We start from the raw sequence: 12,582 nt of genomic DNA, 5'->3' as shown, positions 1-12,582 counted from the left end.
AACTTGCCAAGCCAGGACTTTCCCATACAGCGAAAAAATAAGTCAAATAATTGATTTTAAATGGATAAAATCCGAAACTCCGAACATGACGATGGATGACTTACAGCGCAAAAGCGTAAAAGATTTGACAACAACATCTGTCGATTGAAAGATAACAGTCATCGTCAACGATCATGACCCATAGGTGACACCATGTCGTCCTCAGCCGCCGACGAAGCGCGTACCTTTCTCGAGCAATATCCCGACATCCACAGCATCGACCTGTTGATCAGCGACCTCAACGGCGTGCTGCGCGGCAAGCGCATCCCGCGCAGCAACCTGGAGAAGGCCTACCGCGACGGGATCAACCTGCCGGCCTCGCTGTTCGCCCTGGACATCAACGGCAACACCATCGAGGAAACCGGCCTGGGGCTGACCACCGGGGATGGCGACCGCGTCTGTCACCCGATCCCCGGGACCCTGATGCCGAGCCCCTGGCTGCGCCAGGGTCGTCAGGCACAGTTGCTGATGACCATGGTCGAGGAAGATGGCTCGCCTTTTTTCGCCGACCCGCGCCAGGTGCTGTCCCGGGTGCTGCAGCGCTTTCGCGAAGCCGGGCTGAGGCCGGTGGTCGCGGTGGAGCTGGAATTCTATCTCCTCGACCGTCACCGAGACGCCTTGGGCATGGTACAGCCACCCTGCTCTCCGTTGAGCGGCGAGCGGGCGTCCCAGAGCCAGCTCTATTCGATCAACGAGCTCGACGAATATGCCGACTTTCTCGAGGACATCCACAGCGCGGCCCTGACCCAGGGACTGCCGCTGGATACCGCGCTCAAGGAGTGCGCGCCCGGGCAGTTCGAAATCAACCTGGTCCATTGCGACGATGCCTTGGCAGCCTGTGACAGTGCGGTGCTGCTCAAGCGGCTGATCAAGGGCGTGGCACTGGCTCACGGCTTCGAAGCGACCTTCATGGCCAAGCCCTATGGCAACGAGGCCGGCAACGGCACCCACGTCCACATCAGCGTACTCGATGCCCGGGGGCACAACATCTTCGCCGCCGCCAACGAAGCGCCACTCGGCTCGCCCGCCCTGCAGCAGGCCGTTGCCGGACTGCTGGAGTTGATGCCGGCCTCGATGGCATTGTTTGCCCCCAATCTCAATTCGTTCCGGCGTTTCCAGCCCGGCCTCTATGTCCCGATGGCACCGACCTGGGGCTTCGACAATCGCACCGTCGCCCTGCGCATCCCTTCCGGCGCCAATGACGCGCGACGCATCGAACACCGCGTCGCCGGCGCCGACGCCAATCCCTATCTGTTGCTCGCCGGCTTGCTGGCCGCCATCGACCACGGCCTGACGCACCGCCTGACGCCACCGCCAGCGATGAGCGGGAACGCTTACCAGCAATGCAAGCCCAGCCTGACCAATAGCTGGCAGCAGGCACTGGATCTGCTGGCGTCCTGCGAAGTGCTGACCGAGGCCCTGGGCCAGGACTTCCTGCGCGTGTTCGTGGCCAATCGTCGTGCCGAACGCGCCCAGGCCATGCAGGCGGTGAGCAAGCTGGAATACGACTGGTATCTGCGCCACGTATAGCCTTAGGCAACACCCGACCCGCTGAGACAACCGGCCGCTCTACTGGCAGGCCGGAGGCTTGCCGCCATTCGACGTTCAACAAAAACAAGGGTGAGACTCGATGACAACCACAATCCCCGCTACCGTCTTGCCATCTCCCGACGCTCGCGCACCGCTGGCGGGAGGTGTGGCATGAACTCCACCTCGCATCCCTTCGCCCCCTCCCTGCCTGGCAAGCGCGGCTCGCGCCGCGCCGTGCTGCTGGGCGCCGCCATTCTCACCGTCGTGGTGGGTCTGACGCTTTATCACCAACCGGGTAGCGACTATGGCTGGATCAGCCTGATGCCCTCGGCGCTGGTTCTGATCGTGGCGATCGCCACCCACCGCACCCTCGAGGCCCTGGCTATCGGCGCGCTGGCCGGGCTGATCCTGCTGCAGCCCGACGACTATATCGGCGAACTGGCCGACATCTCCCTGACGGTCATGATGGATGAGACCATCGCCTGGCTGATCCTGGTCTGTGGACTGATGGGTGGCTTTATCGCCATGCTCGAGAAGTCCGGGTGCACCCTGAGCTTCAGCCACTTCATGACGCGCCTGGTGAAGACACGCCGGCAATCGCTGCTGAGCACCGCCCTGCTCGGCGTCTTGATCTTTATCGACGATTACCTCAATGCCCTGGCCACCTCGGCGGCCATGAAGCGCCTCACCGATCGCTTCGGCGTATCGCGCGAGAAACTGGCCTATATCGTCGACTCCACGGCGGCACCGATCTGTATCCTGGTGCCGCTATCCACCTGGGCGGTGTATTTCGCCGAACTGCTGGAGACCAACGGTGCCACCGAGGGGCCCGGCATGCAGCTATACCTCCAGTCGATTCCCTTCATGCTCTATGGCTGGGTCGCCATGACACTGGTGCTGCTGGTAGCGCTCGGCAAGATGCCCGACCTGGGACCGATGAAGACGGCCGAAGAACGCGCTCGTGCCGGCCAACCGATTCCCGACGGTGCCCCCGACCAGCCACTCGCCGACGACGATGTACCGCGCGGCGGCCCCTGGCTTGGCGTGTTCAATTTCCTGGCACCGATGGCGGTACTGATCGGCGCCAGCGCCTACTTCGAGATCGACCTGCTCAAGGGCGTGATCGTTGCCACCCTGTTTACCCTGGCACTCTACCTGATCCAGCGCCTGGCCAGCTTCAACGCACTGATGGACGCCATCATGGATGGCTTTCGCACCATGATGCTGCCACTGGCCATCGTCGCCGTGGGCTTCGTGCTGCGCGAGATCAACGACCAGCTGGGCATGACACAATTCATGATCGATGCCCTGTCGCCGTACCTCACGGTCGCCCTGCTGCCGGCCATCGTCTTCGTCACCATGGCCGTGGTCGTGTTCGCCACCGGCTCGTCCTGGGGCGTGTTCGTGATCTCGATCCCCATCGTGGTGCCCATCGCCCAGCACATGGGCGCACCGATGCCGCTGGTGGTAGGCGCGCTGCTCTCCGCCTCGAGCTTCGGCAGCCATGCCTGCTTCTTCTCCGACTCCTCGGTGCTCTCCTCCCAAGGCAGCGGCTGCCTGCCCATGCAGCACGGCCTCACCCAGTTCCCCTATGCCTTGATCGGTGCCCTGATCACCGCCACCGGCTTCGTGGGGCTGGGGTATGCCATGGCCTGAGCGGCGAGGAAGACCGGATACGCGCGCCCCGGCCGGATGGCCGGGGCGCGTGTATCCGCATCGATCCTCCCCCCTGTCGCAGTGACACAAGTCGGGGTCGTCATTGGACAGCAAACGGGCTTCGCGTGCATTACGTTGACAAGAGAATGACGGGGTAGCGGGCGGGTCACCACAGGAGAGCAGCCATGGCGACACTACCTAAGCACGCAAGCGCGGTAATCATCGGCCAGGGCGGCATCGTCGGCGCCTCGGTGGCTCATCACCTGATCGACCAGGGGTGGGACAACCTCGTGGGTCTCGACAAGTCCGCGATTCCCTCGGATATCGGCTCCACCTCTCATGCCTCCGACTTCTGCTACATGACGTCCCACGACAAGATGTCGTGCTACACCACCACTTACAGCCGGCATTTCTACGAACGGCTAGGCCACTATCGACGCATCGGCGGTATCGAGGTGGCACGGGTGGGCGACGATGAGCGTATGGAGGAGCTCAAGCGCAAGGTCGCCTCAGGCAAGGCGTTCGGTACCAATGTCCGGCTCATCGGCCCCGATGAGGTCGTCGAGCGTTTCCCGCTGGTGCAGCGGGAGTTGATCCAGGGCGCGATGTGGGATCCCGACGCCGGCCTGGTGGTGCCCCGCTCACAACAGGTCGCAGGGGAACTGGTCGAACAAGCGAAGGCCTCCGGGCGACTCAAGACCTTCGCCGACACACCGGCACTGGACATCGACATCCACGACGGCCGGGTCCGCGGTGTGGAAACGAGCAAGGGTTATATCGAAACCGCGGTGGTGATCGTGACCTCGGGGATCTGGGGCCCCATTCCAGCGGCCATGGGCGGCGCGTCCCTGCCACTGATGCCGGTGGAGCATCCCCTGTTGTTCTTTGGCCCCTTCGATGTCTTCGCCGGCACCGGTGAGGACATCGGCTATCCTTTGCTGCGTGACCAGGGAAACTCCGCGTACATGCGCGACACGGGCGACCCCACCACCACCGAAGGTGGACAACTCGAGTGGGGCTACTATGAGACCACCGCACCGCGCCTGGTGCCTCCTGCCGACATCCTCGAACGTGACCAGGCGCGCCTGTCGCCTTCCATGCGGGACCTGGAACTCGACCAGGTCATGCACCCCTTCACGCGTGCAGTGGAGCTCACCCCCATGCTCGGCGAGTTGGGTTGGGACGAGAAGCACTCGTTCAACGGCCTGCTGTCGGTTACCAACGACGGCGGCGCCCTGGTCGGCGAATCGCCGGAAACCCGCGGCCTGTGGTTCTGCGAAGCGGTCTGGGTCAAGGATGGCCCGGGAATGGGCAAGGTACTGGCCGACTGGATCACCAAGGGCAGCCCGGAACTCGACCCCTATGGCATCGACATCGCGCGCTTCTACCCGGTGCAGAAGACACCGCACTACGTGTATGGGCGCTGTTTCGAGATCGCCAAGAAAATCTACGACCCGCCCGTCCATCCCCGCGAGCCCTTCGAATCCGGCCGCAACCTGCGACGCGGCCCCTTCTGGTCAAGAGAGAAAGAGCTCGGCGGCTACTTCATGGAGGCGGCGGGTTGGGAGCGCGCCCACGGCTATGCGGCCAATGAGTCGCTGCTCGAGCGCTACGCCGAGCAGGTTCCCGAACGCCCCAACGAGTGGGACGCTCGCCACTTCTGGCGGGTCTCCAACGCCGAGCACCTCGCGCTGAGCGAAGACGTGGGTATGATCAACCTTTCCCACTTCGCCATCTTCGATGTTTCCGGACCGGATGCCGAGGCACTGCTGGAGTACCTCTCGGTAGCTCGCGTAGGTGGCGATCAACCGCTCGGCAAGGGCGTGTATACGCATTTCCTCGACGCCCTTGGCGGCGTGCATTCCGACCTGACCGTGGTTCGCCTCGCGACGGATACCTTCCGGGTGATCTGTGGGGGTGACACCGGTCATCGCGACTACGTATGGATAACCCGCATGGCCGAGGACAAGGGATTGATACGGGTACACATCGAAGACCGCACCGACACCCTGGCCACGTTGGGGCTGTGGGGGCCCAATGCCCGACGTACGCTTCAAGCGGTCGCCGACGATCCACAGGCACTGGACAACGAGCGCTTCCCCTTCGCCACGGCCCGCGAGATTCGCGTGCAGGGGCTACCGATCTGGGCCTTCCGCATCTCCTATGTGGGTGAACAGGGCTGGGAACTGTACACCCCGTTCAGCTACGGGCTCTCCCTGTGGGACCTCCTCTACGAGAAGGGTGTGACGCCGGTGGGCATCGAGACCTATGCCAACAGCCGCCGCCTGGAGAAAAGCCTGCGACTGCAGAACGTGGACCTGCTCACCGAGTACAACCTCTATGAGGCAGGGCTCGCCAGGCCCAAGGTCAAACCGGCAGACTTCCATGGCCGAGCCGCTTACCTGACGCAGCGCGAGCGTGAGCACCAGCCGGCCTATCTGTGTACCATGACCCTGCAGGAGAACCGGGACGCCCAAGGCGTGCCCCGCTATCCGGTGGGTTACGCCCCGATCCTCGACCCGGACAGTGGTGAGGTGCTGGTGGATGCTCTGGGGCGCCGCTCCTATGTGACCAGCACCGCTTACGGTCCCTCGGTGGGCAAAATCATCGCCCTGGGCTACCTGCCGGTCGAATATGCCCGGGAAGGCAGCACACTTCTCATGGAGTACTTCGGTGAGCACTATCCGCTGCGCGTCGAGGCCGTCGGGTATCGTGCCCTGTACGATCCCGACAACCAGCGTCCCAAGAGCTAGCTCGCCCCGACCGCCCCGCTGGAGCGGTCGGCCGGTTCGCTATCAGCCCTGGGTCGCGGTGGCATCCGCGCCATGCCACTGCGGCTCATCATCCTGCATCAAGACGCGGCTGCCCTGTGGGGCCTCGTCGAGACGCACGCTGTAGACCTGGCCCTCGTAGCGATATTCGACATCGTAGCCCAAGTGTTCCTCACGGGTGTCGACCACGGTATGGCACTGACGCTGCGTGGTGGTGGTCGTTTGCCCGGCCTCGATACGCTCCTGCACCTCGCGGCCAGCGAAGCCACCGCCCACGGCACCGGCCACGGTGGCAATCTTCTTGCCACTGCCACCACCGATCTGGTTGCCGAGCAGACCGCCGACGATGGCGCCCGCCGCCGTGCCCACGATACGATTGGGGTCACGGCTGGGGGCCCGTTGGCTGACCACCACGTCCTCACAGACTTCTCGCGGCGTCTCGACGCTGCGGGTGGCTGCGTCAACACTCAAGATGTCCGCATACACCGGCTCCGGCGGCTGGCTGAAAGTCTGCACCTGATAGGCGCCTACCGCCAGGCCACCCAAGCCCAGTACCGCCAGGGTACTGCCGATCATGATTGACTTGTTCATCGCTCGCCTCCTTGGTACATCACGACATCACTGACCTGGGCAGCGAGCCTGGCACGTCATGCAACATGCCGCTGCGCCCCGTTCGGGAAGCGTCGACTCCAGACGATGAGGGCGGGGTTGTGAATGCATGGTGCCTCCTGCACCAGCGCACTCACGATGAGAGTTGCATGAAGTATATACGCTGCAGCCCGGGCTCCAAGGCCGGGCCGAAGTTATTGAACAGTGTTTTCATATTTGCGAATCGGTGTCGCCGAATCAAGACGATGCCGTTCATACCCCCAGCGCATCGCGCACCCGGTAGTACCATGCTCCCACTGCCGAAAACGGCACACGCAACAGTCGCCCGCCGGGAAACGGCAGGTGCGGCAGGCCGGCAAAGGCATCGAAACGCTCGGCTCGCCCGCACATGATCTCGGCGATCAGGCGACCGGCCAGGTGGCTACAGGTCACGCCATGCCCGGAATAGCCCTGCGCATAATAGACATTCCGGTTGAGAACGCCGAACTGCGGCAGGCGGTTGAGCGTGAGCAGGAAGTTACCGCTCCACGCGTAGTCGATCCGCACCCCCTCGAGTTGGGGGAAGGTGGTTTCCAGCTTGGGACGGACCACACCCTCGATGTTCGCGGGATCCTGGCCACCATAGTTGACCCCCCCGCCATAGATGAGGCGGCGATCCGCGGAGAGCCGGAAGTAGTCGAGCAGGTAGTTGCAGTCTTCGACCGCCATATCGCCCGGCAGCAACGCTTTCGCCAACGACTCCTCCAGCGGTTCGGTGGTGACGATTTGGGTACCGCAAGGCATGGCCTTGCCCTCGAGCTGCGGGATCAGCTTGTGCATATAGGCATTGCCGGCCAGCACGACCCGATCGGCACATACCGCGCCTTGTCGCGTACGCAGCCTGACCGGCTCGCCATGGATGAGTTCGACCACCGGTGACTGCTCGTAGATGATCCCTCCCAGCGACTCGAAGGCCGCTGCCTCGCCGAGCACCAGGTTGAGCGGGTGCAGGTGGCCGCCGGAGTGATCGACCAGGGCTCCCACATAGCGATCCGAGCCGACCTCACGCCGATACTCCGGCCCCTCCAGCAGCTCCAGCTGGTCGTTGCCGTAACGCTCCCACAATGCCTTGTGCTCGACCAGGCTCTGCATCTGCCTGGCATTGCAGGCGGCAAAGAGGTTGCCATCCTTGAGATCGCAGGCGATATCGTAGCGAGCCACGCGTTCGCGGATGATGCGATTGCCTTCGAAGGCCATGTCACCCAGCGCCCGTGCCGTCTGCTCGCCGTATTTCGCTTCGATGACATCCATGTCGCGGCTGTAGCTGTTGACGATCTGGCCGCCATTGCGTCCCGAGGCGCCGAAACCGACTCGAGCGGCCTCCAGCACCACCACCTTGAGGCCCTTTTCGGCGAGATGCAGCGCCGAGGAAATGCCGGTGAAGCCGGCGCCCACGACGCAGACGTCGCAGACGACCTCACCGCTCAGCGACGGGCGCTGCGGGCTCGGGTTGGCCGAAGCCGCGTAGTAGGACGCCACGTGCCGAGTGGGTGAATTTGCGCTCATAAAGCCCTCATGAATGTTTATTTTATTCAACATATATTCAATGATTTTACGGCAAAAAAGGCAAATCATTCAACACAAAGGTGCATTATATTAACCAACAAAAAGGCGACCGTGGAACACGGTCGCCGTTCGGGCCGGACGCGCTGAGCGGCATCAGACCCGCAGCAGCAAGTGCTCACGCTCCCAGGAACTGATGACCTGGAAATAGGCCTTGTGCTCGGCGCGCTTGACCGCCAGGTAGCTATTGGTGAAACGCTCGCCCAGCAGGTCGGCCAGCGGCTTGCAATCGTGCAACCTGTTCAGGGCGGGGCCGATGTCATCGGGCAGTTTGTCGCCGCCGGACCACGCCGAACCGACCATCGGGGGGCGCGGCTCGATTTGACTGAGCATGCCCAGATAGCCACAGGCGAGCGACGCCGCCATCACCAGGTAGGGGTTGGCATCGGCGCCAGCGAGGCGATTCTCGACCCGGGTGCCTTCCGGTGACGATACCGGCACCCGCAGTCCCACGGTGCGGTTATCGAGCCCCCACTCCACATTGACCGGTGCCGACCCACTACTCTCACCACGCATGAGCCGCCGATACGAATTGACGTTGGGCGCGAAGAACAGCATCGCCGCAGGAAGGTACTGCTGCAGACCGCCCAGGAAATGGTGGAACAGACGGCTCGGCTGATCGTCGTCACCGGCGAACAGGTTACGCCCGCTCTCGATGTCCAGCAGGCTCTGATGAATATGCATGGAGCTGCCGGGCTCGTTGGCCATCGGCTTGGCCATGAACGTCGCGTACATGCCATGGCGCAGGGCGGTCTCGCGCAGGGTGCGCTTGAACATCACCACCTGGTCGGCCAGCATCAACGGATCGCCGTGCTGAAAGTTGACCTCCATCTGGCCGGCGCCCTCCTCGTGGATCAGGGTATCCAGATCGAGATCCATGGCCTCGCAATAGTCGTACATCTCCTCGAACAACGGGTCGAACTCGTTGACGGCATCGATCGAAAACGATTGACGGCTGCTTTCCTGCCGCCCGCTGCGCCCGATGGGCGGCTCCAGCGGGTAATCGGAATCGGTATTGGTCTTGACCAGGTAGAACTCCACTTCGGGCGCCACCACCGCCTGCCAACCACGTGCCTCATACAAATCAAGCACGCGCTTGAGAACGTGGCGCGGTGACAGCTCCACCGGCTCGCCGGTCAGGTAATAGCAGTCATGGATGATCTGTGCCGTGGGATCTTCCGCCCAGGGCACCGGGTAGACCGCCCGCGGATCCGGCACCAGCTCCATATCGCGCTCGGCAGGATTCCAGAAGCGAATGTCCTCGTCGTCCGGGTAGCCCCCCGTCACGGTCTGGATGAAGATCGAGTCGGGCAGTCGCGGCCGACCGCCATTGAGGTATTTGTTGGCGGGCATGATCTTGCCCTTGAGAATGCCGGTCAGATCCGAGACTAGGCATTCCACTTCGGTAATCCCGTGCGTCTTGAACCAGTCGTTCAGTGCCGGGTCGTCTTGACGATTGCTCATACAGATTTCCTTGGTAGGCGGCATGGCACGACACCGCGTATGGCGGCGCCGTGCCTCTACCCCCCGGCTTGCCGGGGGCAGGCGCTCAGCGGGCCTGCACTTCGGACCACAGCTGCTGGAAGGTTTGCAGTTGCTCGCCAGACAGGCTGGGGGTGAAGTGCAGACGTTCCATGTCCTCGTCACTGGGTTGTACCGGCGGCTCGGTCAGCACGGCGTCGAGGTGAGGCTCGGCCGCGGCATTGGGACTGGCATAATAGTTGTAGTTGGAGAGCTGAGCACCGACCTCGGCATCGAGGATGAAGTCGATGAACTTGTGCGCCATATCAGGGTTCGGCGCCTCGGACGGGATCAGCATGGCATCGACCCACATCTCGGCACCCTCATCGGGAATCATGTAGTCGAGGGTGGCAAAGGTTTGCGGATCTTCATCCTTGAAAAACAGGTAATCGCCGTTGTAGCTCAAGGCGACATGGGTCACGCCACGCGCGAGTTGCTGCAACGACGGAGTGCCATCCACGAAGCCGCTGAAGTTGTCGCGCCCCTTGGTGTCGATCAACAGCCTGGCCGCCTCGCGCCAGGCCTCCGTATCGGTACAATCGTAGCCATGCCCCAGATAGGCACAGGCCGCCCCGATGCTCACCTGCCCGTCGCCCATCAAGGCGAAGGGATGGCTTGGGTTGACCTCGGGATCGAACAGCAGTGACCAGCTCTTGGGCGCCTCGGGGAAGGTCTCGGCATTGTAGACGATGCCAGTGGTGCCCCACTGGTAGGGCGCGCTGTACTCGCTGCCGGGATCATAGCTCGGATTGCGGAACTGCTCCTTGACGTTATCGAGGTTGGAGAGCTTCGACTTGTCGAGCCGTTGGACCAGCCCTGTCTCTATCAAGCGTGGGATGTAGTAGTTGGAGGGCACGATGATGTCGTACTGGGAAACGCCCCCCGCATTGAGCTTGGCGAACATTTCCGGCAGCGAGTTGAAGTAGTTCTGTACCACCTCGACATTGTACTCCTCCTCGAAGGCGGTGATGATTTCCGGGTCCATGTACTCCGTCCAGTTGAACAGGTACAGCTTGTTCTCCTGGGCTTGGGCCGATCCCGCCAGCAGCAGACCGCCCAGGGTCACTGCCAGGCTCGTCTTGATTGTTTTCATGGTTCGCTCTCCTCCGTTCCCCTTCGGGATATGTCCGTCGGGCTAGTGTGGCCGACGACGACTGAACAGCAGACTCAGCGTGGCGGCAATGGCCACCGCACCGATGATCAGCGTGGCAATGGCGTTGATTTCCGGTGATACCCCCTTCCTGATAGCCCCCCAGATGTAGATCGGCAACGTCGTACTCTCGGGTCCTGCGGTGAAGAAGCTGATGACGAAATCGTCGATCGACAAAGTGAAGGAAAGGAAGAAGGCCGAGATCAACGCAGGCTTGATGGTTGGCAACAAGAAGTGCAGCGCCCGCTGCAGTGGCGAGGCATAGAGATCCTTGGCCGCCTCGAACAGCGTGGGGTCCAGACCCACGAAGCGTGAATAGACGATCAGCGCCACGAACGGAATCTGAAATGTCACATGGGCAATGATCATGGTCACGATCCCGGGCTGCAGCACACCGGTCAGACGGTGGACCTGCACGAAGAACGCCATCTCGGAGATGCCGAAGACGATATCCGGGAGCACGATAGGCAGATAGATCAGCACGATCAGCCATCCCAGCTTGCGATGACGGTGCCGATACATGCCATAGCCGATCAGGCAGCCGACCACCAGCGCGATCACCGAAGACGCGATGGCCAGGATCATGGTATTGGCGAAGGCCGAGAGGATCTCCTCGTTGCCGAGCAAGCGCCGATACCAGCGCAGCGAGACACCGGTAAAAGTGGCGGCACTGTTGGCGGCGTTGAAGGAAAAGACCACCACGACCAGGAGTGGCAAGTAGAGAAACACCAGAGTCAGCCACCAGAAGGCACTCAGGCCACGCTGTAGGGAGCGTTTTCTCATATCACCACCTCCTCACCGCCACCCAGCCGCTTGCCGATGCGCCGCATGGCAAACAAGCCAACGAACGTGGCGATCAGCATCAGGATGGCGCCGGCGGCGCCCAGCGGCCAGTTGGCACTACCGGCGAACTGGTTGGCGACCAGGTTGCCCAGCATCATGCCCTTACCGCCGCCCAACAGCTCGGGAATCACGTACATGCCGAAGGCTGGGATCGCCACCAGCACGATGCCGGCCAGCAGACCCGGCAATGTCTGAGGGAAAACCGCATGCCAGAAGGCCCTTGCCGGCGACGCGTACAGATCCTGGGCAGCCTGCACCTGAGCGGTATCGAGCTTCTCGAAGGCGGCATACAACGGCAGCACCATGAAGGGCAGGAAGTTGTAGACCAGCCCCAGGGTCACCGCAAAATTGGAGGGGTAGAGCCCCATATTGGGGGCGATCAGGCCCACTCCCTCCGCCAGGTCGGCCAGCGGGGTCCCCGGTGCGAGCAGGTTCATCCAGCCGAAGGTGCGGATCACCTGGTTGGTCCATGACGGCACCACCACCACCAGCAGCATGATCGGCCGCCACTTCTCGCGACAGGTGCTGATGTAGTAGGCGATGGGGTAGGCGATGATCACCACCAGCACCGTCGACACCAGTGTCTGCCACAGGGAACGCAACAGGGTGAAAAGGTTACCGGGGCTCCAACCGAGAAAACCGAAGCCGGCCAAACGCTTGAAGGACTCGAACGATAGCGGCATTTCGGGAAGGCCATAGGGCCCGGTGGTCATGAAGGCCACACTTATCAGATAGGCACTGGGCAGTACCAGGAAGACGATGATCCAGAGAGCTCCGGGCGCCACCGTGGACAGCAGGTGCCGGGACTCGCGGACCACCGCACGGCTGCGCGCACTGGGTATCCCATTGGTATAGGCCATG

General features: G+C 62.6%; 9 protein-coding genes. 3 read left to right on the top strand and 6 right to left on the bottom strand.

Features of this window, described 5'->3' with window-relative positions; all coding sequences use genetic code 11:
• The first annotated feature begins 192 nt into the window (after positions 1 to 192).
• The 3 genes from ACFOEV_RS08040 to ACFOEV_RS08030 all read left to right on the top strand — a co-directional run bounded on the left by ACFOEV_RS08040 (position 193) and on the right by ACFOEV_RS08030 (position 5,978).
• On the top strand, positions 193 to 1,569 hold the full coding sequence (locus ACFOEV_RS08040) for a glutamine synthetase family protein (protein ID WP_386772651.1): 1,377 nt from the start codon (positions 193 to 195) through the stop codon (positions 1,567 to 1,569).
• Positions 1,570 to 1,740: 171 nt separating this feature from the next.
• Positions 1,741 to 3,225: a Na+/H+ antiporter NhaC family protein gene (locus tag ACFOEV_RS08035; RefSeq protein ID WP_386772650.1), complete on the top strand. Its 1,485-nt coding sequence runs from the start codon at positions 1,741 to 1,743 to the stop codon at positions 3,223 to 3,225.
• A gap of 185 nt (positions 3,226 to 3,410) precedes the next feature.
• Complete coding sequence (locus ACFOEV_RS08030; RefSeq protein WP_386772648.1) at positions 3,411 to 5,978, top strand: GcvT family protein; 2,568 nt, start codon at positions 3,411 to 3,413, stop codon at positions 5,976 to 5,978.
• Positions 5,979 to 6,020: 42 nt separating this feature from the next.
• On the opposite strand, the gene ACFOEV_RS08025 is transcribed toward ACFOEV_RS08030, so the two are convergent.
• From ACFOEV_RS08025 to ACFOEV_RS08000, 6 genes are all read right to left on the bottom strand, one after another.
• On the bottom strand, positions 6,021 to 6,587 hold the full coding sequence (locus ACFOEV_RS08025; RefSeq protein WP_386772646.1) for a glycine zipper 2TM domain-containing protein: 567 nt from the start codon (positions 6,585 to 6,587) through the stop codon (positions 6,021 to 6,023).
• A 270-nt stretch (positions 6,588 to 6,857) separates the two neighbouring features.
• A complete protein-coding gene (locus tag ACFOEV_RS08020) occupies positions 6,858 to 8,150 on the bottom strand; it encodes an NAD(P)/FAD-dependent oxidoreductase (RefSeq protein WP_386772644.1) in 1,293 nt (430 codons plus the stop codon).
• Between the two features lie 153 nt (positions 8,151 to 8,303).
• Entirely contained in the window at positions 8,304 to 9,671 is a 1,368-nt protein-coding gene (locus tag ACFOEV_RS08015) for a glutamine synthetase family protein (RefSeq protein ID WP_386772642.1), read from the bottom strand.
• A gap of 85 nt (positions 9,672 to 9,756) precedes the next feature.
• Complete coding sequence (locus ACFOEV_RS08010) at positions 9,757 to 10,821, bottom strand: ABC transporter substrate-binding protein (protein ID WP_386772640.1); 1,065 nt, start codon at positions 10,819 to 10,821, stop codon at positions 9,757 to 9,759.
• A gap of 42 nt (positions 10,822 to 10,863) precedes the next feature.
• Complete coding sequence (locus ACFOEV_RS08005; protein WP_386772638.1) at positions 10,864 to 11,661, bottom strand: ABC transporter permease; 798 nt, start codon at positions 11,659 to 11,661, stop codon at positions 10,864 to 10,866.
• A complete protein-coding gene (locus ACFOEV_RS08000) occupies positions 11,658 to 12,581 on the bottom strand; it encodes an ABC transporter permease (protein WP_386772636.1) in 924 nt (307 codons plus the stop codon). The genes ACFOEV_RS08005 and ACFOEV_RS08000 overlap by 4 nt, the downstream gene beginning before the upstream one ends.
• Between the last annotated feature and the right edge of the window lies 1 nt (position 12,582).

Source organism: Litchfieldella rifensis, from assembly GCF_042646605.1.
Classification (GTDB): Bacteria; Pseudomonadota; Gammaproteobacteria; order Pseudomonadales; family Halomonadaceae; genus Litchfieldella; species Litchfieldella rifensis.
The sequence above is the reverse complement of the archived record's forward strand: the minus strand, read 5'-3'. Positions and strand labels throughout refer to the sequence as shown.

Bases quoted from the DNA above. Each gene is read 5' to 3' on its own strand.
- ACFOEV_RS08040 (WP_386772651.1), top strand. From the start codon at position 193: ATGTCGTCCTCAGCCGCCGACGAAGCGCGTACCTTTCTCGAGCAATAT.
- ACFOEV_RS08020 (WP_386772644.1), bottom strand. From the start codon at position 8,150: ATGAGCGCAAATTCACCCACTCGGCACGTGGCGTCCTACTACGCGGCT.
- ACFOEV_RS08015 (WP_386772642.1), bottom strand. From the start codon at position 9,671: ATGAGCAATCGTCAAGACGACCCGGCACTGAACGACTGGTTCAAGACG.
- ACFOEV_RS08035 (WP_386772650.1), top strand. From the start codon at position 1,741: ATGAACTCCACCTCGCATCCCTTCGCCCCCTCCCTGCCTGGCAAGCGC.
- ACFOEV_RS08030 (WP_386772648.1), top strand. From the start codon at position 3,411: ATGGCGACACTACCTAAGCACGCAAGCGCGGTAATCATCGGCCAGGGC.
- ACFOEV_RS08000 (WP_386772636.1), bottom strand. From the start codon at position 12,581: ATGGCCTATACCAATGGGATACCCAGTGCGCGCAGCCGTGCGGTGGTC.
- ACFOEV_RS08010 (WP_386772640.1), bottom strand. From the start codon at position 10,821: ATGAAAACAATCAAGACGAGCCTGGCAGTGACCCTGGGCGGTCTGCTG.
- ACFOEV_RS08005 (WP_386772638.1), bottom strand. From the start codon at position 11,661: ATGAGAAAACGCTCCCTACAGCGTGGCCTGAGTGCCTTCTGGTGGCTG.
- ACFOEV_RS08025 (WP_386772646.1), bottom strand. From the start codon at position 6,587: ATGAACAAGTCAATCATGATCGGCAGTACCCTGGCGGTACTGGGCTTG.